General features: G+C 43.0%; 26 protein-coding genes. 15 read left to right on the forward strand and 11 right to left on the reverse strand.

The genetic code is table 11. The features are described from left to right. Positions 1-48: 48 nt before the first annotated feature. Entirely contained in the window at positions 49-1212 is a 1164-nt protein-coding gene (gene fadA, locus AC19MX_RS17425) for an acetyl-CoA C-acyltransferase FadA (protein ID WP_498299296.1), read from the reverse strand. 22 nt (positions 1213-1234) lie between these two features. Continuing rightward, complete coding sequence (gene fadB, locus AC19MX_RS17430; protein ID WP_498299297.1) at positions 1235-3385, reverse strand: fatty acid oxidation complex subunit alpha FadB; 2151 nt, start codon at positions 3383-3385, stop codon at positions 1235-1237. A 234-nt stretch (positions 3386-3619) separates the two neighbouring features. Here fadB and pepQ point away from each other — a divergent pair, with 234 nt between their 5' ends. The 4 genes from pepQ (at position 3620) to hemG (AC19MX_RS17450) (ending at position 7610) form a co-directional block, all read left to right on the forward strand. Further along, the gene (pepQ, locus tag AC19MX_RS17435) at positions 3620-4939 is read left to right on the forward strand and encodes a Xaa-Pro dipeptidase (protein WP_498299298.1); all 1320 of its coding nucleotides are present in this window, start codon (positions 3620-3622) and stop codon (positions 4937-4939) included. After that, complete coding sequence (locus tag AC19MX_RS17440; RefSeq protein WP_498299299.1) at positions 4932-5546, forward strand: YigZ family protein; 615 nt, start codon at positions 4932-4934, stop codon at positions 5544-5546. Before pepQ ends, AC19MX_RS17440 begins: the two co-directional genes overlap by 8 nt. A 73-nt stretch (positions 5547-5619) precedes the next feature. After that, positions 5620-7077, forward strand: coding sequence for a TrkH family potassium uptake protein (locus AC19MX_RS17445; protein WP_432403293.1), 1458 nt, complete (start codon positions 5620-5622; stop codon positions 7075-7077). Further along, positions 7077-7610: a menaquinone-dependent protoporphyrinogen IX dehydrogenase gene (gene hemG / locus AC19MX_RS17450; RefSeq protein ID WP_498299300.1), complete on the forward strand. Its 534-nt coding sequence runs from the start codon at positions 7077-7079 to the stop codon at positions 7608-7610. Before AC19MX_RS17445 ends, hemG (AC19MX_RS17450) begins: the two co-directional genes overlap by 1 nt. Positions 7611-7628: 18 nt before the next feature. Here the strand turns inward: hemG (AC19MX_RS17450) and AC19MX_RS17455 are convergent, their stop codons facing one another. Further along, positions 7629-7934: an ArsR/SmtB family transcription factor gene (locus AC19MX_RS17455; RefSeq protein WP_432403289.1), complete on the reverse strand. Its 306-nt coding sequence runs from the start codon at positions 7932-7934 to the stop codon at positions 7629-7631. Positions 7935-8127: 193 nt separating this feature from the next. Between AC19MX_RS17455 and hemG (AC19MX_RS17460) the strand changes: the two genes are divergently transcribed. Further along, entirely contained in the window at positions 8128-8679 is a 552-nt protein-coding gene (hemG, locus tag AC19MX_RS17460; RefSeq protein WP_498299301.1) for a menaquinone-dependent protoporphyrinogen IX dehydrogenase, read from the forward strand. Positions 8680-8682: 3 nt separating this feature from the next. Here hemG (AC19MX_RS17460) and AC19MX_RS17465 read toward each other — a convergent pair whose 3' ends face one another. From AC19MX_RS17465 to def, 5 genes are read right to left on the reverse strand one after another with little or no spacing between them, the layout of a single operon-like run. Beyond that, the gene (locus AC19MX_RS17465; RefSeq protein WP_432403284.1) at positions 8683-10125 is read right to left on the reverse strand and encodes a TrkH family potassium uptake protein; all 1443 of its coding nucleotides are present in this window, start codon (positions 10123-10125) and stop codon (positions 8683-8685) included. A gap of 6 nt (positions 10126-10131) precedes the next feature. Further along, positions 10132-11541, reverse strand: a complete 1410-nt coding sequence (gene trkA, locus AC19MX_RS17470; RefSeq protein WP_432403282.1) for a Trk system potassium transporter TrkA — start codon at positions 11539-11541, stop codon at positions 10132-10134. 16 nt (positions 11542-11557) lie between these two features. After that, on the reverse strand, positions 11558-12841 hold the full coding sequence (gene rsmB, locus AC19MX_RS17475) for a 16S rRNA (cytosine(967)-C(5))-methyltransferase RsmB (protein ID WP_498299302.1): 1284 nt from the start codon (positions 12839-12841) through the stop codon (positions 11558-11560). Position 12842: 1 nt separating this feature from the next. After that, positions 12843-13799 (reverse strand): methionyl-tRNA formyltransferase, encoded by a 957-nt coding sequence (fmt, locus tag AC19MX_RS17480; protein ID WP_498299303.1) that lies wholly within the window; start codon positions 13797-13799, stop codon positions 12843-12845. An 8-nt stretch (positions 13800-13807) separates the two neighbouring features. Then, complete coding sequence (def, locus tag AC19MX_RS17485) at positions 13808-14314, reverse strand: peptide deformylase (protein WP_498299304.1); 507 nt, start codon at positions 14312-14314, stop codon at positions 13808-13810. 126 nt (positions 14315-14440) lie between these two features. Here def and AC19MX_RS17490 point away from each other — a divergent pair, with 126 nt between their 5' ends. From AC19MX_RS17490 to hemF, 6 genes are all read left to right on the forward strand, one after another. Continuing rightward, positions 14441-15547, forward strand: coding sequence for a LysM peptidoglycan-binding domain-containing protein (locus AC19MX_RS17490; RefSeq protein ID WP_432403274.1), 1107 nt, complete (start codon positions 14441-14443; stop codon positions 15545-15547). 83 nt (positions 15548-15630) lie between these two features. Then, positions 15631-16647: a DNA-processing protein DprA gene (gene dprA, locus AC19MX_RS17495; RefSeq protein WP_498299305.1), complete on the forward strand. Its 1017-nt coding sequence runs from the start codon at positions 15631-15633 to the stop codon at positions 16645-16647. A gap of 2 nt (positions 16648-16649) precedes the next feature. Next, a complete protein-coding gene (locus AC19MX_RS17500; protein WP_432403269.1) occupies positions 16650-17123 on the forward strand; it encodes a DUF494 family protein in 474 nt (157 codons plus the stop codon). 59 nt (positions 17124-17182) lie between these two features. After that, positions 17183-17746, forward strand: a complete 564-nt coding sequence (locus AC19MX_RS17505; protein ID WP_432403267.1) for a DNA topoisomerase family protein — start codon at positions 17183-17185, stop codon at positions 17744-17746. 39 nt (positions 17747-17785) lie between these two features. Continuing rightward, the gene (gene tsaC / locus AC19MX_RS17510; protein WP_498299306.1) at positions 17786-18352 is read left to right on the forward strand and encodes an L-threonylcarbamoyladenylate synthase type 1 TsaC; all 567 of its coding nucleotides are present in this window, start codon (positions 17786-17788) and stop codon (positions 18350-18352) included. A 4-nt stretch (positions 18353-18356) separates the two neighbouring features. Beyond that, entirely contained in the window at positions 18357-19289 is a 933-nt protein-coding gene (gene hemF, locus AC19MX_RS17515; protein WP_498299307.1) for an oxygen-dependent coproporphyrinogen oxidase, read from the forward strand. A 41-nt stretch (positions 19290-19330) separates the two neighbouring features. Here hemF and AC19MX_RS17520 read toward each other — a convergent pair whose 3' ends face one another. Continuing rightward, entirely contained in the window at positions 19331-19765 is a 435-nt protein-coding gene (locus AC19MX_RS17520) for a group II truncated hemoglobin (RefSeq protein WP_498299308.1), read from the reverse strand. A gap of 170 nt (positions 19766-19935) precedes the next feature. On the opposite strand from AC19MX_RS17520, the gene AC19MX_RS17525 reads away from it, so the two are divergent. Genes AC19MX_RS17525 through AC19MX_RS17540 form a run of 4 tightly spaced genes read left to right on the forward strand, consistent with a single transcriptional unit; the run spans position 19936 to position 23733 of the window. After that, positions 19936-21315, forward strand: a complete 1380-nt coding sequence (locus AC19MX_RS17525; protein WP_498299309.1) for an amidohydrolase — start codon at positions 19936-19938, stop codon at positions 21313-21315. Positions 21316-21329: 14 nt separating this feature from the next. Then, a complete protein-coding gene (locus AC19MX_RS17530) occupies positions 21330-22586 on the forward strand; it encodes an amidohydrolase family protein (protein ID WP_498299310.1) in 1257 nt (418 codons plus the stop codon). A gap of 56 nt (positions 22587-22642) precedes the next feature. Further along, positions 22643-23476 carry a shikimate dehydrogenase gene (aroE, locus tag AC19MX_RS17535; RefSeq protein WP_498299311.1) on the forward strand — a complete coding sequence of 278 codons (834 nt, stop codon included), beginning with the start codon at positions 22643-22645 and terminating at the stop codon, positions 23474-23476. Further along, complete coding sequence (locus tag AC19MX_RS17540) at positions 23476-23733, forward strand: DUF1488 family protein (RefSeq protein ID WP_498299312.1); 258 nt, start codon at positions 23476-23478, stop codon at positions 23731-23733. The genes aroE and AC19MX_RS17540 overlap by 1 nt, the downstream gene beginning before the upstream one ends. Before the next feature lie 38 nt (positions 23734-23771). On the opposite strand, the gene AC19MX_RS17545 is transcribed toward AC19MX_RS17540, so the two are convergent. Both AC19MX_RS17545 and AC19MX_RS17550 read right to left on the reverse strand, forming a co-directional pair. Beyond that, positions 23772-24992, reverse strand: a complete 1221-nt coding sequence (locus AC19MX_RS17545; protein ID WP_498299313.1) for a sensor domain-containing diguanylate cyclase — start codon at positions 24990-24992, stop codon at positions 23772-23774. A gap of 281 nt (positions 24993-25273) precedes the next feature. Further along, positions 25274-25819: a gamma carbonic anhydrase family protein gene (locus tag AC19MX_RS17550; protein ID WP_498299314.1), complete on the reverse strand. Its 546-nt coding sequence runs from the start codon at positions 25817-25819 to the stop codon at positions 25274-25276. Between the last annotated feature and the right edge of the window lie 280 nt (positions 25820-26099).

Here is a 26099-nt window from a genome sequence, read left to right on the forward strand (position 1 = left end):
ATAGGCTCGTTTTCAGAAAGATAAATATAACGACAGATTATTTAAACGTTAAACGCGTTCAAATACTGTTGCGATACCTTGGCCTAAACCGATACACATAGTGGCAAGACCAAGCGTTGCATCTTTTTCTTCCATTAAGTTTATCAATGTCGTTGAGATACGCGCGCCAGAACAACCTAATGGATGGCCTAATGCAATTGCGCCACCGTTAAGGTTAATCTTTTCATCGACAACATCTTGTAAGCCAAGATCTTTAACACAAGGTAAAGACTGTGCCGCAAATGCTTCGTTTAGTTCGATAAGATCTAAATCGGCAACAGACAATCCAGCACGGGCTAATGCCTTTTTGGTCGCTGGTACTGGGCCATAACCCATAATAGCTGCATCACAACCAGCCACTGCCATTGAACGAATACGTGCACGAATGGTTAAGCCTAAAGCGCGTGCTTTAGATTCTTCCATCACTAGCATTGCAGAAGCACCGTCTGATAACGCAGATGATGTACCGGCTGTTACTGTACCGTTTGCTGGGTCAAATGCTGGACGTAAACCGGCTAAAGATTCTAATGATGTTTCTGGACGAATCACTTCATCTGTCATCACTTTAATTAATGCACCGTTTGCATCGTGGCCTTCAATACCCCAAATCTCTTTAGCAAAGCGACCTTCGATGGTAGCTGCATGGGCACGTTGATGAGAGCGTACAGCAAATGCATCTTGTTGCTCACGAGTGATACCGTGCATTTTACCTAACATTTCAGCGGTTAAGCCCATCATGCCAGATGCTTTTGCTACGCGATTTGCAAGACCTGGGTGAAAATCGACACCGTGGTTCATTGGCACATGACCCATGTGCTCAACACCACCAATAATAAAGGTGTCGCCTTGGCCTGTCATAATGGCGCGAGCAGCCTGATGTAATGCGTCCATAGACGAACCACATAAACGGTTTACCGTAACAGCGCCAGCCGTTTTAGGAATACCCGCTAACAATGATGCATTACGGGCAATGTTAAAACCTTGCTCTAATGTTTGCTGCACACAACCCCAAATGACATCTTCAATGTCGTTAGGATCTAATTGTGGATTACGCACCATTAGTGCTTTCATTAATTCTGCAGAAAGAGTTTCTGCACGTACATGTCTAAATACCCCAGCCTTAGAGCGGCCCATTGGGGTACGAATGCAGTCTACGATAACAGCTTGTTTCATGATTTAATTCCTTTCCCACTGATTAGGCTTGGTAGTAACTACCGTTGTTGGCTGCAAGTTCACGCATTGCATCGGTGACTTGATATAAGCCGCCAAGGTGTGCGTATTTATCTGCTAGGGCAACAAAGTTTGCTACGCCCATTGTGTCTAAATAACGGAATACACCGCCACGGAATGGAGGGAAACCAATACCGTAAACTAGACCCATATCGCCTTCAGCAGGTGATGCAATAATGCCTTCTTCTAAACAACGAACCGTTTCGATGATCATTGGGATCATACAGCGCGCGATGATGTCATCAGACTCAAATGCTTTTAAAGCACCAAACTCAGCACTTAATAATTCGTAGCTTGTTGGATCAATGTCTTTTTTCGGTTTACCGCGACGGTCAACTGAGTAAGCATAGAAACCTTTGGTATTCTTTTGACCAAGACGTTTGTTTTCAAACATAATGTCGATAGCATCTTTGCCATTTTTACCCATACGATCTGGGAAGCCTTCTGCCATCACCGCTTGTGCGTGGTGACCTGTATCTAGACCGACTACGTCAAGTAGGTAAGCAGGGCCCATTGGCCAACCGAACTGTTTTTCCATGACTTTATCGACAGCAGCAAAGTCTGCACCTTCAGCAAGTAAACCACTGAAGCCGGCAAAGTATGGGAACAATACGCGGTTAACGAAGAAGCCTGGACAATCATTAACTACGATTGGTGTTTTACCCATTTTGCTTGCATAGGCTACAACGGTGGCAATGGTTTCTTCAGAGCTGTGCTCACCACGGATAATTTCAACTAACGGCATTTTGTGCACTGGATTAAAGAAGTGCATACCGCAGAAACGTTCAGGTTTCTTAAGGCTTTTTGCCAACAAGTTGATAGAGATTGTTGAAGTGTTAGATGCAATAATCGCATCTTCAGAAACATAACCTTCAACTTCCGCCAATACTGTCGCTTTCACTTTTGGATGTTCAACTACCGCTTCTACAACGATATCGCTATTTTTGATAGCGGCATAATCTAGTGAAGGCGTGATGTTGTTTAATACTTTAGCCATTTTCTCAGGTGTAGAGCGACCACGAGCAACTTGAGTTGTGAGGATTTTAGCCGCTTCGTTCAAGCCTAGCTCTAATGCTGGCTGAGCGATGTCTTTCATGACAATCGGTGTGCCTTTGCTGGCGCTTTGGTAAGCAATACCGCCACCCATAATGCCAGCACCCAATACAGCTGCTTGGTTAACATCTTTAGCCAGTTTGCTGGCTTTCTTAGCTTTGCCTTTAACGAATTGGTCATTTAAGAAAATACCAATCAGTGCTTGAGCTACGTCTGTTTTAGCTAGCTTGATAAACGCTTGTGCTTCTACTTTTAATGCGCCATCACGGTCTAAACCTGCTGCTTGTTCAACAACATTCACAGCGGCCATCGGCGCTGGATAATGCTTGCCTGCAACAGAGAACACCATTCCTTTTGCCGTAGCAAAAGACATCATCGCTTCAAGTTTAGGAAGTATAAGTGGAGACTGTTTTTGAGTACGACGAGCTTGCCAATCAAGGCTACCATTTAAGGCATCGTGCAACATTTGTAGCGCAGCCGCTTCTAAATGTTCTGGCGCGACAACGGCATCAATTGCGCCGACTTTTAATGCGTCTTCTGGGCGTTGATCTTTCGCGGTGGTAATCCACTCAAGGGCATTATCGGCACCGATAACACGAGGTAAACGCACTGTGCCGCCAAAACCAGGAATAAGGCCTAATTTGGTTTCTGGTAAACCGATGCGAGCATTGGTATCTGCAACGCGTAAGTCAGTTGCTAAAATAGTTTCGCAACCACCGCCTAATGCAAAACCGTTAACCGCAGACACGGTTGGAAACGGCAAGTCTTCTAACTTGTTAAATACTGCGTTGGCTTGTTCAACCCACGCAAGTAACGTTGCATCATCTTGCTGAAACAACGTTAAAAATTCGGTAATGTCAGCGCCAACAATGAAAGTGCTTTTTGCTGATGTCAGCAGTAACGCTTTAATGTTGGTATTTTGTTTGATGCTGTCTAGTGCGGCATCAAGAGAGGCTAGAGTTTCTCTGTCGAACTTGTTTACCGAACCTTGTGCGTTAAAACAAAGTTTGGCAATATTATCTTCAAGTAACTCAACCTGAATGGTAGGGCTTTGGTAGATCATTGCTTGCTTCCTTATTGCTTAAAAGCGACTTCCACATCTTATTTACTGTGCAGTTATCAAGCTTGAATCACAGCAGTTTCGGCCATCTATTGACCAGCTAATTCTCAGTGTGCGACTAAATGAGAAAAATTACAACACCCAATTTAAACGGCCGTTTAATTTTTTATCATCTAGCGAGGAGTTTTTTTGTTTGTGATAGACTTATTGAGTTAAAACTTATGAAAGGGATAGTCAATGGAACAGTTAGCTCATCTATATCATGCACACATTGCTGAACTCAATCGTCGTGTTGCTGATATTTGCCAGCGTGAAAACATCTCCGGCCTAGTGATTCATTCAGGGCAACCGCATCGACAGTTTTTAGATGACTTAAATTATCCCTTCAAAGTTAATCCGCAATTTAAAGCTTGGCTACCTATTTTAGATACTCCCAATTGCTGGGTTATCGTTAACGGCCAAGATAAGCCTACTTTAGTGTTTTATCGCCCGGTCGATTTTTGGCATAAGGTTAATGACGTGCCGCAAGTGTTTTGGACTGAACACTTTGATATTCAATTATTAACCAAGCCTGATCGTATTGCAGATTACTTGCCAAAAAATATCGCTTCATGGGCTTATATTGGTGAGCATTTAGATGTTGCTGATGTACTGGGTTTTACGGCTCGTAACCCAGATGCCGTGATGAATTACTTACATTATCATCGAGCAGATAAAACTCAATACGAACTTGAATGTATGCGAGAAGCTAATAAAATTGCCGTAAAAGGCCATTTAGCGGCTAAAAATGCATTTTATAATGGTGCAAGCGAGTTCGAAATTCAGCAACGTTATTTACTGGAAATAGGCCTGGGGGAAAATGATGTTCCTTATGGCAATATTGTGGCTTTAAATCAAAATGCGGCGATTTTGCATTATACAGCGTTAGAGCATACTAAACCTGCGCAACGATTATCATTTTTGATTGATGCGGGCGCTAATTTTCATGGATACGCGGCTGATATTACCCGTACTTATTCATTTGAGAAAAATCGTTTTTATGAGCTCATCGTCGCACTTGATAAAATCCAGCTCGCTATTATTGAGCAAATGAAACCTGGGGTTAAATATGTCGATCTTCATATTGCAACCCATGAGCATATTGCCCAATTGCTTATCGACTTTGGCTTGGCAAATGGCTCGGTTGAGCAATTAATGTCTCAGGGTATTACCAGTGCGTTTTTCCCTCATGGGTTAGGGCATATGCTAGGGTTACAAGTGCATGATATGGGCGGTTATGCTCATGATGAGCGTGGTACTCACATCGCTGCGCCAGAGGCTCATCCATTTTTACGTTGTACGCGAGTATTAGCGGCTAATCAGGTGCTGACCATCGAACCTGGGCTGTATATTATTGATACTCTGCTTGAGCAATTATCGCCTGAGGCGAAACAAGCAATTAACTGGCAAACCGTTGATGTATTTCGTCCTTTTGGTGGGATCAGGATTGAAGATAACGTGATTGTGCATCATAACCGGGTTGAAAACATGACCAGAGAGTTCGGTTTAGTTGATTGAGTCATACTTAATACCACAAGCAAACGTACTGATAGAAGAAGAGATAAAGCATAGTCGCTTTATCTCTTTGTTATTTCATTGCCCCAATCAACAGCAAATGAAGTTAGCGCTTACTGACATAAAGGCACAATATCCTGGCGCGAGTCATTATTGCTACGCATTTGTGGCTGGCAGCCCTGAGAACACGATTGATATGGGCGCCAGTGATGATGGTGAGCCGTCGGGCAGTGCTGGCAAACCGATGTTAGCGTGTTTACAGGGCGCGAATATTGGCGAGCTTGGTGCGATTGTTGTGCGCTATTTTGGGGGAACTAAACTCGGTGTGGGTGGCTTAGTGCGCGCTTATACATCGGGTATTAAGCAAGGATTAACGCAAATACAAACTCAGGTAAAGCACATTAGATACCCTGCAAGTTTAGTTTGTCATTATGCGCAACTCACCGATATTGAATATTTAGTTGCTCTGCATGATGGTGTCGTTATCGATAAAGTGTTTACCGATAAGGTTGAAATACAGTTTGAATTAGCAAAATCATACCATCAGGCTTTCAATCAAGCCTTAGCTACCCAGACTCAGGGCCAGCTGCAAGTAAAGTTTACAGTTTGAGCTATGACGAACTTATGCCAAACTGTCACTCAATTGTTAAATTCGACGCAGCACAACTTAAACAGAATCCTTAATGCAATATAAAACAATTATTAGAATCACCGGTTTGCTGATGGGATTATTTTCAATCACCATGCTGCCGTCAGCATTAGTGGCTATCTTGTATAAAGATGGTGGTGGTACTGCGTTTATTCAGGCCTTTTTTGTCAGTATCTTTTTAGGTTTTTTATTGTGGTATCCCAATCGCCATCAAAAAGGCGATTTACGAACTCGAGAAGGCTTCCTCATTGTTGTGCTGTTCTGGACCGTACTGGGCTCTATAGGAGCATTACCGTTTATTTTTGCCAATGAGCCCGATCTCAGTTGGACAGACAGTTTCTTTGAATCATTTTCCGCACTAACCACGACAGGGGCAACCGTGATTGTTGGCCTCGATGATTTACCAAAATCCATTTTGTTTTATCGACATCTGCTTCAGTGGATGGGCGGTATGGGTATCATTGTACTGGCAGTGGCTATTTTACCACTGTTAGGCATTGGTGGTATGCAGCTGTATAAAGCAGAAGTCCCCGGACCGGTAAAAGATACCAAAGTCACACCGCGAATCGCCGAAACCGCCAAAGCATTGTGGTATATCTATTTTATGTTAACCACTGCGTGTGCGTTAGCGTTTTACTTTGCTGGAATGGATGCCTTTGATGCTATATGCCATTCATTTTCTACCATTGCTATCGGTGGTTTTTCTACCCACGATGCCAGTTTAGGGTATTTTGATAGCCCATTAATTAACGTGATTTGTGCAGTTTTCTTATTGATTGCCGCGGTTAATTTTAGTCTGCATTTTGCTGCATTTAGTTGGCGTGGCATTAACTTTAAAATTTATTTTAAAGATGCAGAATTTAAAGTGCTTATAGCCGTGCAGCTAGTGTTAACTGCCATTTGTTTTATTACCTTATATCAGTCGGGTATTTATGATTCGGCAGAACAAACCCTCGATTATGCCTTTTTTCAGGTGGTGTCTATTTCGACAACGGCGGGTTTTGGTACTGAAAGTTTCCATTCTTGGCCATTGTTTTTGCCAATACTATTGATATTTTCTAGCTTTATAGGCGGTTGTGCAGGCTCAACCGGTGGCGGTATGAAGGTGATCAGGCTGATTTTATTGGTACTGCAAGGATCTCGTGAGTTGAAACGTTTAGTTCATCCTAAAGCAATGTATTCCATTAGAATTGGCTCTAAGGTATTACCTGACAGAGTTATTGATGCGGTGTGGGGGTTCTTTTCTGCTTATGCGCTGGTGTTTGTGGTGTGCATGATAATTTTAATGGCAATGGACATGGATGCCATTACGGCATTTAGTGCTACTGCAGCGAGCATAAATAACTTAGGCCCAGGCTTAGGTGATGTCGCATCGAGCTATGCCAATGTGTCTGATGGCGCGAAATGGGTATTGGTTGTTGCTATGCTGTTTGGCCGTTTAGAAGTATTTACTTTATTGGTGTTGTTTACACCGACATTTTGGAAAAACTAATGTTAAAAACCGTCATTTTATATTCAACTGTAGATGGACAAACTCGCGCTATTTGTCAGCGTATTGAGCAAATATTATCAGCCAATGGTGAGCAAGTGAGTGTAATTAATCTTGCTGATGCCGACGCAGAGCAACTCGCCGCTGTTGATAAAGTGGTTATTGGCGCCAGTATTCGTTACGGTAAACATCGACCAGAATTATTTAAGTTTGCAGAGCAACATCAAGCCTTACTGAACAGTAAATTAAACAGCTTTTTTACTGTTAACGTAGTGGCGAGAAAGCCGCTTAAAAATAGTCCTGAAACTAATCCTTATATGCAGAAGTTTTTAACACTGTCGGCTTGGACACCCAATATGCTCGGTGTATTTGCGGGCAAGATTGATTATCCTCGCTACCGCTTTTTTGACAAGGTTATGATTCGTTTCATTATGTGGATGACCAAAGGGCCGACTGATACTAGTGGCACTTTTGAATTTACCGATTGGGATAAAGTTGACGATTATGCCAAACAAATCGCGGCACAAAAGCGTTAACAAAACGCCTAAGGGAGATTAGGCGCAATAACGGCGGTGAAGAATCGATATCACTTCGGTTACTTGCTCATCTTTAAGGGTGTAATACACCACTTGCGATCTTTTACGCGTATTGACTAAATCTTGTGTGCGAAGCACCGCTAAATGTTGTGACAATGCAGACTGACTTAACGGAACGGTCTCGTTTAGCTCTGTCACACTGTGTTCTTTCTCCAGCAATAAACACAAAATCATCAGTCGATAAGGGTTAGCAATCGCCTTGAGCCATTGCGCGGCTGTCTCTGCATTGTTAAGCATGGTTGCGACATCGATATCTTGCTGCATGTGTGTTCCTATCTGGTGAACGTGAGTCAGTTTAATCATAACTGCCTATCTAACGTCATCATACTTCCGCGCAATACAGATCTCAATTTTAACTATTAAATATATGAGCTATTTCTAATTTGTGATCATTGCAGAGGTTTAAAAAGGCCTTTTTTGCCAAACTGAGGCAAATAAAGCAGTAATGAGACATAACATGGCGCATATATTAGTACTTTACTATTCTCGTGGAGGGCACACGGCTCAAATTAGTCGTGCAATTGCTGAGCAAATTATCGCTAATGGTGATCAATGTGATGTGATGAGCATTCATGACACTAAACAACAACCAATCGATTGGTCTAAATACCAGGCTGTCGCATTAGGCGCCTGTGTTTTGTATGGCTCATACCATAAATCGGTGTTTGAGTTTGTCAGCCAACACCAGCAGGCATTGTCGAGCATGCCAAATAGCTTTTTTTGTGTCAATGTGGTGGCACGCAATCCAGAAAAACGCATTCCAGAAAACAATAAATACTTACAGAAGTTTTTAACGTTATCGGCCTGGAAACCTCAAGATGTTAAGATCATTGCCGGTAAGGTGGATTATCCATCCTGGCCTTGGTACGACAGCTTAATGATTAGATTGATAATGAAAATGACCGATGGGCCAACGGATCCTACTGCCATTATTGATTATACCGATTGGCAAGATGTAAAAGCTTATGGCAATCATATTGCTAAGCTGGCTCAAGTTGAGTTTAGCTAGGGCCTAGAAGCGCCAAAACTTCGGATGGAATAATACCGCCACGGTGAGAATTTCCAAGCGCCCTAAAAGCATGCCCACAGCTAGTGCCCATTTAGCAATATCAGGCAAGGGGGCAAAGTTACCCGCAGGGCCGATTATTGGCCCTAACCCTGGCCCCACATTGGTTACCGCGGTGATTGCGCCGGTAAAGCTGGTCATTGGGTCTAAGCCGGTTGACACTAAAATAATCGATAAGCCTAAAATCACCACAAACATCAGCATAAAAAAAGCCATAATTGAGCGAACAATATCATCATTTATTCGATGGCCGTTGTACTTTTCTTTAAACACGCCATTAGGATGAAATTGTTGTTTTATTTGCTGGCGCATAATTGAAAAAGCGATTTGGAAACGAAAGATTTTTATCCCTCCAGACGTAGAACCAGAACAGCTTCCGATAAACATTAAGAACAAAAACACCACGCTCGCGACCGCTCCCCAAGCTTGATAATCCGTTAACCCGTAGCCTGTTGTAGTGATAACGGATATAACGTTAAAGCTTGATAACCTTAGGGCATCAATAAAATCCATATGCTGATGTCGCCACAACCAAAATGCTAATGAACAAGACACCAATAGCACAAACAGTAAAAAGCCTTTTACTTGTTGGTCATTCCATAATCGTACACTACGCTGTTGGATTGACTGCACAAACATGATTAATGGTAATCCACCCGCTAGCATAAACACGATACCCACCCAATGAGCTTCATGCGAAAATGCCGCCATGGAGCTGTCTGACGTTGAGTAGCCACCTGTCGATAGTGTTGTCATTGCGTGGTTAATGGCTTCAAACCAGTGCATACCTGCAAGGTGATAGGCTAGGGCGCATAACAGCGTAAGCACGAAATAGACCTGAAATAAATGCTTGGCCATATGCTGGGTTCGCGGCATGGTTTTGTCGCTCCAGTCAGATGATTCTGTTCTAAATAGCCGCATACCACCGACGTTGAGAAACGGTAATATCGCTACCGCCATCACAATAAAGCCAATGCCGCCCAGCCATTGCAACAGAGAACGCCATATTAAAATGCTGTGGTCCATGGCGTCTAAGCCGCTGAGCACGGTAGAGCCTGTGGTAGTGATACCTGACATTGTTTCAAAAAATGCATCGGTATAATTGATGCCGTGATATAAAGTGAAAGGCAATGCTGCAAAAAGGCTGACGACAAACCACGTCACACTGGTGAGCATGAACATGTCTCGAATATTGAGGTTAAATTGGCGGTTACGACCATTTTGCAGACAAAGAATGGCGATAAAACCGGTAAATAAGCCCGATATCATAAAGTCGCCAATGGTCTCTTCGCCATAAAATAGCGCGAATGCCATTGGCACCAACATAAACCCTGTGAGTATTGAGAGAAAAATACCCAGAATAAAGATAAGTTGTTTTATGTTAAACATAAAAACCTAAAAGAAAAATGCACTCGGCTGGAACAGCTTTTCTACATCACCAATAAACTTTTTATTCACTAAGAATAAAATGACATGGTCGCCTTGCTCGATTACGGTTTTATCATGGCCCATTAATACTTCGTCGTTACGAACTATCGCGCCAATGGTTGTCCCTGGCGGGAGTTTTATCTCACCAATTTGCTTGCCTACCACTTTTGAAGTGCTCGAATCACCATGAGCAATAGCTTCAATGGCTTCTGCTGCGCCTCGGCGTAATGAATAAACGTTACAAATATCGCCTTGGCGAATGTGAGTCAGTAGCGCTGAAATTGTGGCTTGTTGTGGTGAAATGGCAATGTCGATATTAGCTTCCTGTACGATATCAACATAGGCTTCACGCTGAATAAGCACCATGACTTTTTTAGCGCCCATACGTTTTGCCAGTAATGCCGACATGATATTGGCTTCGTCATCGTTAGTGACGGCAATAAACACATCGGTTTGGTCAATGTGCTCTTCAAGGAGTAATTCTTGATCAGATGCATCACCACAAAACACCGTAGTTTTATCGAGTTTCTCAGACAGCTGTTCTGCACGCTCTTGGCGATGTTCAATTAATTTCACTGAGTGAGTACGTTGCAGTTTTTGCGCGAGGCCAAAACCGATATTACCACCACCCGCAATCATGATATTACGGTATGAATTATCCAGTTTTTGCATTTCACTCATGACCGCACGAATATGACGACTGTCAGCAACGAAAAACACTTCGTCGTCGGCTTCAATAATGGTGGTACCACGCGGCATAATGGGTCTGCCTTGCCTAAAAATGGCAGCGACTCGGGTATCAATATTCGGCATATGTTCACGCAATGTGGCCAGAGCATTACCGACTAACGGGCCGCCATAGTAAGCTTTTACAGCGACTAAACTTAATTTACCCTTAGCAAATTCAAGCACTTGGAGTGCTCCTGGGTATTCAACCAATCTTTGTATGTAAGTGGTTACTAACTGTTCAGGTGCTATGAGCTCATCGATAATAAAGCCTCCGCGAGGTTTGGCGTCACCGGACTTTATTTCACTACTAATAAACAGTTTATCTTGTAAGTCGAGGTAGGCTTCAGAGCGAATGCGGGCAATTTTGGTTGGGGTGCCAAATAAGGTATAGGCAATTTGACAGGCAGACATATTACACTCATCGCTGTTTGTTACAGCAATGAGCATGTCGGCATCTTCTGCACCGGCTTCTTTTAAAACACTTGGATGTGCGCCATGACCCACTACCACTCGTAAGTCGAACTTATCTTGCAGAATTCTTAATCGCGCACGGTCGCTGTCGACTAAGGTGATGTCATTATTCTCGCCGACCAAGTTTTCAGCAAGTGTGCCACCAACTTGTCCCGCCCCTAAAATAATAATTTTCATGGCTTTGGGTACATCCTTAAATTGCTTTAACTAGGCGCGCGTAATAAAAGCCATCCATATTGTCTTGGCCTGGCAATATTTGCCAGCCAATGTCATTGGGGTTTGTTTGCTGTGCTATTGGCACTAATTTGGCGTCTGGCGTACGCGCTAAAAACTGTTCTACTTGCTGGCTATTTTCTTGCGGCAAAATAGAGCAGGTTGCATACAATAATGTGCCGCCCGGTTTTAGCCATTGCCAACAATGATCAAAAATTTGTCGCTGCAACGTGGCTAACTCTTCAATATCATTATTTTTACGAAGCCATTTTATATCTGGGTGACGACGAATAACACCCGTTGCAGAGCATGGCGCATCCAATAAAATACGGTCAAATTTTTGCCCTTGCCACCATGAATCTATGTTGGCGGCGTCGCCGTGAATAACTTGCGCTTTTAAATGCAGCCTGTCCAGATTTTGTTGTACTCGAGCGAGGCGTTTTTCATCAAAATCTACCGCGACAAGGTTAATGCTTGGGGCGAGTTCGATTAAATGACAACTTTTACCCCCCGGTGCTGCGCAAGCATCTAAAACCAGATCATTACCCGTAGGCGCTAGGAGTGTTGCTGCCCATTGAGCTGCGCCATCCTGCACCGATGCAGCGCCTTGCATAAAGTCTGGCAAGTTGGCGACATCTTTAGGGCTTTCAAGTAAAATTGAATCTGGGCTAGGACCCGCTTCGGCACTAATTTCTTGTGCTGCTAATGCGTTTAAGTAGTCTTCACGCGATTGTGATAAACGATTGTTACGTAGCCACATTGGTGGACGCTGATGGCTTTGTTCAATGATGGATTGCCAATGGCTTGGGTACGCTTGTTGTAAGCGTTTAATAAACCACGCAGGAGTATTAAAGCGTAGCGTATCTGAGTCGGTATTTAAGGTGGCATCTTGACGTTGAATATTACGTAAAACGCCATTGACGACCTTTACTAAGCCATCAAAACGCAGTTGCCGACAGGCTTCTGCGGTTTCAGAAATGGCGGCATGAGCAGGGATTCGAGTGAAGTAAAGTTGATAACAACCCACAATCAATAACTGATGCAAAATGCGTTGTTTGCCTTTAAATGGTTTAGCTAAACAGTCACTGACGCATTTATCTAGTTGCGGTAATTGACGCATAACCCCATAGCAGAGTTCTGCTAACAAGGCTTTGTCTTTACCGTTTTCTAGGTGTTGCTGTTGTTCTGGAAGGGCGACCGACAGTGACATGCCCTTTTCAAGTACTTCATAAATCGCTTTAGCTGCAAGTGCACGCACATTCATGCTAGTTAGCCTCTTGGTTTAAACACACACCAGCAGTAAACCAATCACCACGAGCATTAAGGATATCTGCCACATCAAGTGGCTTTTTGTTGGGCAGTTGCATGGTTTCAATGATTAACGAGCCATCAGCAGTAGCTACTTCAATACCTTGCTTGGTGGCGGCAATCACAGTACCTGGGGCTTGCGAGCATGCTTGAGCATTGTAGGTTGCCTGCCAGACTTTAATCACGCTTTGTTGGTGTTCAAAGTAACTGACTGGCCAAGGGTTAAAGGCTCTAATTTCTTGCCATAGTTGTTTGGCACTTTTATGCCAATCAAGGCGAGCTTCTTCCTTAGACAGTTTTTCTGCATAGTTTGCTAGGCTTTCATCTTGCTTTTCAGCTTGAAGGCTACCTTCACTTAACCCGGTTAGTGCTTCAACTAAGGCTGTTGGCCCTTGTTCTGCTAGTTTTTCATAAAGGCTTGCGGAGGTGTCGGTTGCTCCTATTGGTAAGTGCGTTTTTAGCAGCATGTCACCCGTGTCTAAGCCGACATCCATTTGCATAATGGTGACGCCGGTTTCATTGTCGCCAGCCCATAATGCGCGCTGAATAGGCGCAGCTCCACGCCAGCGCGGTAATATTGACCCGTGTACATTGATGCAACCTAACTTTGGTGTATCAAGCACTATCTTTGGTAAAATTAATCCGTATGCCACCACGACCATGATGTCGGCTTGCAAGCTGGCTAATTCTTGTTGCGCCGCTTCGTTACGTAATGATGCAGGTTGAAATACGGCGATATTATGCTCTTGAGCCAACACTTTAACGGGGCTTGCAGTGAGTTTTTTCCCGCGGCCAGCCGGTCGGTCTGGTTGGGAGTAAACGGCAATCACTTCATGTTGTGAATCGATCAGCGCCTGTAAATGTCTGGCGGCAAAATCCGGAGTACCGGCAAAGATAATTTTTAACGGTTTCAAATCGTTTCCTATTTAGTTGCTAAACGGGCTTCTTTCTCAAGCTTAGTTTTAATGCGCTGACGTTTAAGTGGTGACAAGTAGTCAACAAATAACTTACCTTTGAGGTGGTCCATTTCGTGTTGAATACAAATTGAAAACAGCTCGTCGGCTTCAACGGTAAATTCTTTGCCGTGACGGTCGAAGGCTTTTAGGGTTACAAACTCAGCACGATCTACTTTGGCATAAATACCAGGAACGGATAAACAACCTTCTTCATTAGCAAAATCACCACTACTTTTCGTAATTTGTGGATTGATGAAAATAGTTGGGCGCTCAACATCATCTTGTAAGTCCATGACGATGAGTTGTTTATGGAAATCGACTTGCGTAGCCGCAAGGCCAATGCCTTTTTCTTCGTACATTGTTTCTAACATGTTATCGATTTGGGTTTGTAGTTCTGGCCCAAAATCTGTCACTGGCTCTGCAATGGTGCGTAAACGCTCATCTGGAAATCGTAAAACATTTAATATTGGCATATATAAACTCTTAACAAGTCTGTCAAATTTCAGCCAGTTAGCTATACTGGCTGTTGCGATAAGGGTAATTTTAATCCTTACCGCCTATCAATAACAGTAAAAAGCTCTAATAAAGAGCTAAACAACATGGACCGCACCATGAAACGCTTACTTTTACTTGCTTTTTTATCTTTAAATATTTTTGGAGTGAGTGCTGATGCATTAACTTTGAAGGCTGGGCATCCTGACACGTATGTCGTTAAAAAAGGCGATACGCTGTGGGATATCTCTGGATACTTTTTAAATGATCCATGGCGTTGGCCTAAATTGTGGGGCGTGAACCCACAAATTGCTAATCCACATCTAATATATCCTGGCGATAGACTGACATTGGTTTTTATTGATGGTCAACCGCGATTAGTGGTGAAACAGCACATTAAAAAAAGCCCCGAAGGCCGAATAGCATCAAAAGATGGCCCTATTCCTGCGGTCGATTTAGCGCTTATACAACCTTATTTAGTCCAAAATCGCGTGGTTGATCCTGCTTTTTTTGCCAGTTTACCTATGGTAATGAGCGGTGAGAGCCCATCGATTCACCATGTTGTGAGTGATATTATTTATGTTAATGCACAGCTTGAACTTGGGCTCAAAGTGGCAATGTACGAAAAAGGCCAAGAGTTTTTCTCGCTAGAGCGTGATGCATTATTAGGCCAAGAGATGATTTTAGCCTCAAGTGGCCGAGTGATTGAGTCTGGACCTATATCAAAAGTAGAGTTATTAAGTAGCTTACGTGAAACTAAAGGCGGCTTTAAAGTTGTGCCAGTAGAAGATGAAGCATTAATGTCAGCCTACTTTGTGCCTAAAGCCGCTGACCTTGCTGTACCCGCTGCGATTATTGCCATTAATGGTAAAATACGTGAGGCTGGTAAGTTAGATGTGGTTTACCTTGACCGTGGTAGTGAAGACGGTGTCGAAACCGGGCATGTATTCTCTATGTACCGCGACGGTGAAGATATTACGATTAATAACGACGGCCTACCTGTTCGTACTCTAGACCGCTCGTCTTACGACAAAGTGCTCGCACACTTCTCTGAAGACACGATTCATAAAATGCCCGATATCTTTCATGGTAATTTACTGGTCTTTAAAGTGTTCGATAAAACCAGTTTAGGCCTAATCATGTTTAATGAACGACCTGCTCGTGTTGGTGATAAGTTAGTTAAGCCTGAGCCGTTAACCTTAAAAGGTGAATAATTTCAGATAAACTGGTCGACTGGCTCGTTGTTTGTGCAGTATCCGGGTTAGGACCCGCCCGGATTCAACAATTACTCACTCAGATGGACGTTGAAGAACTTCGTCAACGTCTTGAGTTTGAACCTCAAGGATTGCCGCTATCGGCAAACCTGCTGGCCAAGTGCCATATCGACGTTGATAAAGTTGAACAAGCGTTAGCATGGCAGCAATCGCAGCCAAATCATTATATTTTAATTCCCTCAGATCCACTCTATCCACCATTACTACAGCAAATTTCTGATGCACCATTAGTGCTATTTATTAAAGGAAACGTTGAGTCTTTAGTCATGCCAAGTATTGCCATAGTGGGCAGTCGTAATGCTTCTCGTGGTGGGTTAGATATTGCCGCTGAGCTAGCTTATAACCTTGCGAGTCAAGGTTTTGTCATTACTAGTGGTATGGCTACAGGTATCGATGGTGCGGCTCACAAAGCCACTTTGGCGGCGAATGGTTCAACGATGGCGGTATTAGGTACTGGTGTTGAACGCGTTTACCCTCAACGACATCAACAGTTGTATCGCGACATTATTCATTCAGGTTGTGTGATGAGCGAGTATTGGCCGCATATTGGACCCTATGCGGGTAACTTTCCTAAACGTAATCGTATTGTGAGTGGCTTAAGCTTAGGGACTGTTGTCGTCGAAGCTAGCCGTAAAAGTGGCTCGTTAATTAGTGCTCGGTTAGCAATGGAGCAAAATCGTGAAGTGTTTGCTGTGCCAGGTTCAGTATTAGGCGGTTACAGCCAAGGCTGTCACGATTTAATCAAAAATGGTGCAAAACTTGTTGAGTCTGCTGCCGATATAATAGAAGAGTTAGGGAGTTTATCGGATTATCACCTTGAACAATTGCATCAACGGCACCATATACGGGATAATGACATTTGTGATTTGCCATTTCCTTCGCTGTTAGCTAGTGTAGGTTATGAAACGACGGCAATTGATGCCGTGGTTGAGGATAGTGGGAAGCCAATAGATCTGGTGTTAATACAAATGCTTGAACTTGAGTTACAAGGGTGGGTTGCAGCAGTGCCCGGTGGTTACGTCAGACTAAAGAGGAGTTAGCCATGTTTGATATCCTCATGTATTTATTTGAAAACTATGTTCATAGTGAAATTGAACTATTAGTTGATGAAGATGAACTCACGAAAGAGTTAACCCGAGCGGGTTTTCATCAAGTTGATATTATAAAAGCCCTTTCTTGGCTAGAGCAGTTAGCTGATCTGCAAGAAAGCGATAAACCATACTTGTGCAATCATGCGCAACATTCATTCCGTATTTACACCAAAGCGGAAATGGCTAAGTTAGATGTAGAGAGCCGTGGCTTTTTACTGTTTTTAGAGCAGATTCAAGTGCTCAGTGTTGAAACTCGTGAGATGGTCATTGACCGTGTAATGGAATTAGACGAACCAACATTGGTGTTAGAAGATCTTAAGTGGGTGGTATTAATGGTACTATTCAACGTACCAGGAAATGAGTCTGCCTACGAGCAAATGGAAGATTTAATCTTCGAGCAGCCAGAAGGGCGCTTACACTCATAACAGAAAGGAGGCTTAGCCTCCTTTTTTAGATCTATAGAATATTATTCATTGAGAGCACCATGTCGAAAATTGATCAACAGCTGTTTACTGTCCACGAGCATGCACTGGAAAAAGAGTTTGAGCTTTGTCCTGTTTGTGGTTCTGAGCTGTCGGTTAAACACAGTAAGCATGGCAGTTTTGTCGGTTGTAATAATTACCCAACCTGCGACTACACGCGGCCGTTAGTTCAACACGAGTCGATAGAAACACAAGTGATTAGTGGTTCACAATGTCCAAAATGTGGCCATGAGTTAGCAGTGAAGTCTGGTCGTTTTGGTATTTTTATTGGTTGTACACACTATCCAGAATGCACCCACATTGAAAAACATGATCACAGCAATGAAGCTGAACAAATCGCATGCCCTCAATGCAATAAAGGTCATTTAGAATCTCGGACCAGCCGCTATGGAAAGACTTTTTTTGCTTGCAGTGCCTACCCTAAATGCAAGTTTATCGTAAACTATCCTCCTTATAATGAGTCTTGCCCAGATTGTGGCTTTGGTATTTTAGTGGAACGCAAAGGCGCTGCTGGCAGCCGTCTTGAATGTCCGCAGAAATCCTGCAAATATAAGCGAGCGCTTTAATTCGTTATCACCACCATTAAATTGATGAAAGGAAATCCAATGTTGCAATTGCAGCCATCGGCTGTCGCCACCACCATACAACAAGGTGGCGTAATAGCTTACCCAACAGAAGCTGTGTTTGGTTTAGGGTGTGATCCTGATAATGATTCCGCCATCGAAAAATTACTGGCAGTAAAACAACGACCTTGGCAAAAAGGCCTTATTTTAGTGGCAAGCTCATTTGAGCAGCTATTGCCTTACATTGATATTACTCAGCTAACCGAGTCGCAGTTGCAGTTTGCGCAATCAAAATGGCCAGGGCCATTCACATTTGTGATGCCAATCAAGGCACATGTATCAAAGTTATTATGTGGTGAGTTTGATTCAATCGCAGTGCGAGTATCTGCTCACCCAGTTGTGCGTGAGCTTTGCGACACACTTAATAAACCATTAGTATCGACCAGCGCCAATTTAGCGGGAGAGTCTCCTGTGGTCGATGCACAACACATCCTCACTGATTTTAGCGATAAAATTGAGGCATTAATTGTAGGTCAGCTTGGCGAGCAACGTCAGCCATCGACCATTATTGATGCCCGCAGTGGTCAAATTCTTCGAAGTGGAAGTTAATAACATGCCCAATACCCAACATCAGGTGCCGGATGCACAACAAGTTAAATCGTTTCTGTTGGCACTTCAGCAAAATATTTGTCAGCGTTTAGAGCTGCTCGACGGTAAAGCAACGTTTAAAGCCGACTCGTGGGAGCGTGAAGAAGGTGGCGGTGGTACTAGCCGTGTAATGACACAAGGGCAGGTATTTGAACAGGCAGGAGTTAACTTTTCACATGTGATGGGTGCTGCGATGCCTGCATCCGCAACTGCACATCGTCCAGAATTAGCTGGCCGTAGTTTTGAGGCTATGGGAGTGTCGTTAGTTATTCACCCTAATAACCCGTTTATTCCAACAACGCATGCCAACGTGCGTTTTTTTATCGCCCGTAAAGAAGGCGCTAACCCCGTTTGGTGGTTTGGTGGTGGATTTGACTTAACACCTTACTATCCGTTTAAAGAAGATGTGGTGAGCTGGCATCAAACGGCGAAAGATATTTGTGACCCATTTGGTGAAGATGTTTATCCCAAGTACAAAAAATGGTGTGATGAATACTTCTTTTTACCGCACCGTAATGAAACCCGTGGTGTTGGTGGCTTATTTTTTGATGATTTAAATCAACCTGGTTTTGAGCGAAGCTTTGAGTTTATGCAAGCTGTCGGTAATGGTTTTATTGAAGCTTATGCACCAATAGTTGAACGCAACAAAGCATTAGAGTATGGCGATGATGAACGTCAGTTCCAGCTATACCGTCGTGGCCGTTATGTCGAATTTAACCTAGTGTATGATCGCGGCACGTTGTTTGGCTTACAAACTGGTGGTCGCACCGAATCAATACTGATGTCGATGCCGCCATTAGTTCGCTGGGAATATGCATTTACCCCTGAAAAAGGGACTGCAGAAGCAGAGCTGTACGACGTTTACTTAAAGCCACAAGACTGGTTAACTCAAGCTTAACTATGAGTTAGTAACATGAGTTAGCGATATAGCATTAGTCATTATCGGTTTCGCATATTGTCAGCTAAGATCGAAATAGCCTGAATAATCACTTGTTGATGTTCAGGCTTTTTTATTGAATTGTGAATTGCTGCACGCATACATATTAACCATTGATCTCGCATTGACTCATCAATCGCAAAAGGCATATGCCTTGCTCTGAGTGCAGGGTGACCATGTTTCTGTTGATACAGTTGCGGTCCGCCAAGCCAACCACTTAAAAATTCATATAATTTTTGCTCTGAGTCAGCAATAGGCGAGCGATGTATGGCGAGTAAGCTTTGAGTTTCAGGCCGAGTTTGCATTTGCTGATAAAAGTCATGCGCTATCGCACGGATCACTTTATCGCCACCAATAATATCGTAGGCGTTAGATTGCATCGCATCTCTATCATCGCTTGCTTGCGGCTTAGTGAATAATTTACGTAACCAGTTCATATTGTCTGTGTTGAGGAGTGTCGGTCTATTATATCGAAAATTATATCGAATTCATTGCTATTGCAGGAACATATAGTTGTTAACGTTTTGATACCAATTATTTAACGATTACACTGTATTTCAACCGTTAACTTGGTTAAATTGGTCGCAAAATAAGAAAGGAGACCCCAATGGCCAAACTCACGCCTTCTTTGGTTGCTGTGGCGTTATCTACCGCAATAGCCGGTTGTAGCCCAGTAGAACAACAAGACCCGCAAGTGACCATCAACGCAAATCCATATCCCAGCACTTACCATGCGTTACCGAACTCAACCACGTTACTTAAAAATGCCACAGTATTAACCGGTACCGGTGAACGTATTGATGACGCTGATGTATTGATAAAAGAGGGTAAAATCAGTGCCGTAGGGCAGCAGTTAGTTGCAGAAGGTGCAGTAGTTGTCGACGCTAAAGGCAAATGGATTACTCCAGGTATTATCGATGTGCACTCGCATTTAGGTGTGTACCCAAGCCCCAATGCCGAATCTCATAATGATGGCAATGAAATGACTAACCCTGTTACGGCTGAAGTTTGGGCTGAGCACAGCGTATGGCCACAAGATCCGGGCTTTAATCGGGCTCGCGAAGGCGGCATTACCACGTTACAAATTTTACCTGGTTCAGCCAACTTGATTGGTGGACGCGGGGTGACACTCAAAAATGTTCCAGCTACGACAATGCAAGCGATGAAGTTTCCTGCCGCGCCGTATGGATTAAAAATGGCCTGTGGTGAAAATCCTAAAAATCTTTACGGTAGTCGTAATGAATTACCGATGACCCGTATGGGTAATATGGCGGGCTACCGCACTGCATTTATTCAAGCAACTGAATATAAACGCGCATGGGACAAGTACGATGCTGATTACGCGGCAGGTAAAAATCCTGTTGCCCCTGAACGTGATTTAATGAAAGACACCCTTAAAGGTGTGCTGGAAGGTGAGATTTTAATTCATAACCATTGTTACAAAGCTGAAGAAATGGCGATGATGATCGACCTAGGGAAAGAGTTCGGTTATCACGCTGGCACATTCCATCATGCTGTTGAAGCATACAAAATTGCCGATTTATTGGCTAAAAATGGTAACTGCGCCGCGATGTGGCCAGATTGGTGGGGCTTTAAATTAGAAGCTTATGACATGGTGCTTGAAAATGTTGCCATGGTCGATGCGGTTAAAAACGCTTGTGCTGTCGTGCATTCAGACTCTGGCGTAACCATTCAGCGTCTTAATCAAGAAACGGCAAAAATCATGAATAATGCGAATGCTAACGGCTTTGACTTAAAGGCTGAGCACGTCATTGGTTGGATTACTGCTAATGCGGCAAAATCATTGGGTATTAGCGATAAGACCGGTTCACTCGAAAAGGGTAAAAATGCAGATGTGGTGGTATGGAATACCAATCCGTTTAGCGTATACGCCCAAGCTGATCAGGTGTTTATTGATGGTGCAAAAGTGTATGACCGCCAAGACCCAGCCTATCAGGCACAAAGTGACTTTATGTTAGGTCAGTAATAAGGAGCAAGACAATGACACTATTTAAAAAATCTGCACTTGCTTTAAGTTTATCGGCCTGCCTAACATTGAGTTGTGCTGTTCAAGCTGAAAGCGTAGCGATTATCCATGCCACAGTACATACCGCCACAGAACAAGGCGTACTAACAGATGCAACCGTTGTGATTGAAGATGGCACTATTGTAGCCATTAATCCGGCGTCGCTGACTGCCGAGACCGTCATAGATGCTAAAGACGCAATATTAACGCCAGGCTTTATTGCGAGTATGAATGATTTGGGGCTGGTCGAAATTGGTGCTGTAGCATCGTCACTTGATGCATATGAAAAAGAAGCCGATGTTGTTTTTGACCCTAGTTTAGCTTACAACCCCAAAGCATCCACGGTGCCATTTGCTCGCAAAGGCGGGATTACCCGTAATGTCGTGTCATCTGGCGGTGGCGAAGGCATTTTTGCAGGACAAACATTTAGCGTAGATTTAAGTGGTGATTGGGACAGTGTTCTGGCCGCAAACACCGGATTAGTTGTTGCATTAGGTGCGACAGAAGAAGGCTCGCGTGCAGCAGGAATGCAGCAATTAATCCATAAACTTGAGGATGCTAAAAAAGCGCAGTCTCAAAAGAGTAAAGCGAAAAAAACCGCTGACGATGATAGTGAAGAGCCTAGTCATGAAGATGATATTATTAACGCGGTACTCGCAGGTGAAAAGCCATTAATTGTCGACGTTGACCGTGCCAGTGATATTTTGCATTTGATTAAGCTTAAGCAAAACCTAGGTCTTGACCTTATTTTAATAAATGCTGCAGATGCCGTCCTTGTGGCAGATCAGTTAGCGCAAGCAAATATCCCAGTGGTTATTGACAGCATGCGTAATTTACCGGAAAGTTTTGATTCGCTACATAATTCGCTTAATAATGCAGGTAAGCTTGCTAAAGCAGGCGTAAGGGTGGCCATCGCTTTGCCTGGCGACAGCCACAGTATTTATGCATTACGTTATAGTGCGGGTAATGCGGTTGCCAATGGTATGGATTACAATGATGCTATGGCTGCTGTAACGTCAAATGTTGCTGATATTTTTCATTTAGACTCTGGCCGAATTGCCGTTGGCAAGCCTGCGGATATTGTTTTATGGAGCGGCGACCCTTTCGAATTCAGTAGTAAAGTACAAAAAATGTGGATAGCAGGTGAGGAGCAAAGCACTGACAGTCGTCAAGACAAGCTTCGTGATCGCTACTTACAGAAAACGGAAATGCCTGAAGCATATAGCCGATAACCTCTCACTGTATATGTGGGAAGTTGTCCTAAATAGTTAATGAAGAGACAAAGCGAATGACAGATAAGTATGCCGTATTTGGTAACCCAATAGCACAAAGTAAGTCACCATTTATACATACTGAGTTTGCCAAGCAAACTCAGCAAGATTTAAGCTATAACGCTATTCTTGCACCTATTGATCAATTTGACGCTTCATTAACGGCTTTTTTTGCTGATGGTGGCAAAGGTGCTAATGTCACCGCGCCATTTAAAGAACAAGCATTTGCCATGTGCGACGAACTCAGTGAAATGGCAAAGCTAGCAGGTGCTGTTAATAGCCTATTTAACCTGCCTAATGGTAAAATTGGTGGTGACAATACCGATGGGGTTGGTCTGGTTAATGATCTTGAAATGCTATTTGGGTCATTAAAAGGTAAGCGTGTATTGCTGGTGGGCGCTGGTGGCGCAGCCAGGGGCTGTATTTTACCTATCTTGCAGCATAATGTGTCGCAGTTGGTTATTTGCAATCGCACTCACGAGAAAGCCGAACAACTACAAAAATTATTCAATGAGTACGGTAACTTCTTCGCTCAACCGATTGAAGAATTAACTTCGCCATTTGATTTAGTCATTAACTCAACATCAGCCGGCTTATCTGGGCAGCTTATTTCATTACCCGATACTATCGTTGATGACACTACCGACTGTTACGACATGACGTACAGCCAACAAACGACAGTGTTTAACCAATGGGCTCAGGATCAGCATGCGCGCAAAACCGCAGATGGTTTAGGCATGTTAGTCGGGCAAGCTGCGGCGAGTTTTAACTTATGGCGAGGTATTAACCCAGATAAAGGTCCCGTAATGCGTAAGCTTCGCGAATTATTAGCACAAAAGGTCGTCGATTAATGAATCAAAGTGTCATTTTTAGTGATCAATTATTTATCGAGGCTGATAAGGTGAGATTTGTCGCCCAGCAACAAGGGGTGAATATTAATTGTTATGCAAGTTTTAGCTCGATAAGCATGCTGTGTGAACAACAAGAGGTGAATCCATCTAATGTTGCTAACCTGTTTGAACTGTGCCGTTTCGACCTAGAAGATAAAGCGGAAGCATTGATAGAGCAAGAAGCGTTTAACGACAAAGGTGACATTGAAATTCAATAGAGAGTTAAACGCTTGCTCATTTGCCCAGTAGAAAGTGCTTAATCAATTGAGGTTTGTTTTTTTAAACGCTTTTGTTGGTACATGTTGCTATCAGCTTGCTTAAATGCCATTTGCCAGTCTTGTTGATATTGCGCTATGCCATAACTAAAATGGATGGATGGCGTAAGAAGAGCTAAATCTTGTTGTAATTGATTTATCTGTGCCTCTAAAGTCTCTATAGGACCTCTGCATAGCGCAACAAATTCATCTCCACCATATCGCGCAACTAAAAAGTTTGGGTGCCACATCGACTTTAGTGACTGGGCAAAGGCTAGTAAGGCATCATCACCAGCTTGATGGCCATGCAAATCATTCAATGGTTTTAAATTATCCATATCTAAAATGACAATATAGCTCGCTAAGGCTGCATCGTGTTTCCATTGTAAAATAGCAGCATCGAATTTTTTGCGGTTATACAAATTCGTTAACCCGTCGAAGTTGGCCATGATTTCGATTTCTTTCGATTTTTGATACAAGGAAATGGCATTCGCAGCCTCTGAGGTAAGAATATTAACGAGATTAATATCATATTCACCAAACGCCTCCATTTTGCTACTGTCTAGGTTCATCATTCCATACAGTTCACCTTCAATTCTGATCGGGCTCGACAAAGTAGAGCAAATTTGCTTTGAAGACGCATTGAGTAAAACAAATTGATCATCTTCTGTCAGGGTGCTTTTGGCATTAATGTTTTGCATATTATTAATGACAACAGCTTTATCGAAACGGCCCTTCGTTAATCGATATAAAAAGGTTTCTTCAAGGGTAAAGTTAATATTACGCAGAGTGTCAATATTCAAACCCACAACAGACTCAAACTGTAAGCGGTTAGCGACATAATCCACTAATATAATGCTACCCATTTCAGCATCGTCAATCGCATTTACCGCTTTTTGCAGTAAAGCATCTAAAAAGGCTTTTTCAGAATCGTACTGATTAGATAAATTAACTAACTCATACGTCGTATCATTAATCCGTACCACCTGATCTAAGTGTTGCCAAAGGCGCAACATGTTCTGCTTATGTACATAGTAGGTCATCGCATAGCTTGTCACATAGCCAGCGCAAACCAACAATAAGTATAAATAGGCTTTATCAGCATCAATGAACACAAAAGTCAAAATGCTAATAAGTAGCAATGGAATAACCAGCAGTAATAAATGCTGCGTAATATCACTGTGCGATTTGCGTAAATTTTGCTGTCGATTTTTTGGGTACACCTAATCATCCTTGTTCAAAAATCTTCAGTACGGGATTTAAAACACCTAAACAGTATTCTGCTTTAGTAAGGCACTTAAATATAGTCGAAATGAGAGTAATTAACTTTATATAAGTAAACCCTGAAAGAGGATAAGTATTCAATCCTAGGCTAACTATCATATAAAGCAATTGAGTTTAATCAAGCACAATAGTCATAACTGTCAACTAGTAAACTATTTTAACAAGATAAATGCGAAATGGGCACAGAAGAGATAGCCCATTTCGATGAGCAAAACTAACTCTATTGCTGCAAGTCCACTAGATACTCATTTTTCAGCCGTACATAATTATCAGCAGACTGAGGTAAGAAAGCACGTTCTGCATCTGTTAGAGGTCTAGCTTGCTTGCAAGGACTGCCTACATATAAGAAGCCGCTCTGTAATACTTTATTGGGCGGCACTAATGACCCCGCACCCACAATGACATCATCTTCTACTATTGCACCATCAAGTAATATTGCGCCCATTCCAATTAAAACCCGATGACCAATCTTACAGCCATGCAGCATTGCCTTATGGCCAATCGTTACATCGTCACCAATAATCAATGGATGACCTTCAGGGTTAGCAGCAGATTTTCGAGTAACATGTAATATGCTGCCATCTTGAACATTGCTACGTTTACCAATGCGGATCTTATTCACGTCTCCACGAGCGGCAACAAGTGGCCAAACACTCGCGTCATGATCTAATTTTATATCACCCACAAGCACAGCCGACTCATCAACATAGACACTATCAGCTAAATCAGGGTGTATTCCTTGGTAAGTTCTTACGTTCGTAGACATAACAATCCTTATATATTCATGGTTTTTGACAGTATAATGCTTAAAAACTAGCTGGTCAGGCTAAATTATCTGCAAACAAGTCAAAAAAGATAAATAACCTAAAAAAAGGGGTTGCACTAAATCTCATGGTGCCTATAATGCGCATCCACTGAAACGGCAGACAGCGAAAGCGGTCACCGGGTTAGGTTGAATGAAGTGGTTATTAACACTGAGTTCAAGGCGAAAAGAAAGTTTGAAAAAACACTTGACGCCGAGACGGGAAAGCGTAGAATACGCAGCC

It is taken from the genome of Shewanella sp. MF05956 (assembly GCF_059758055.1).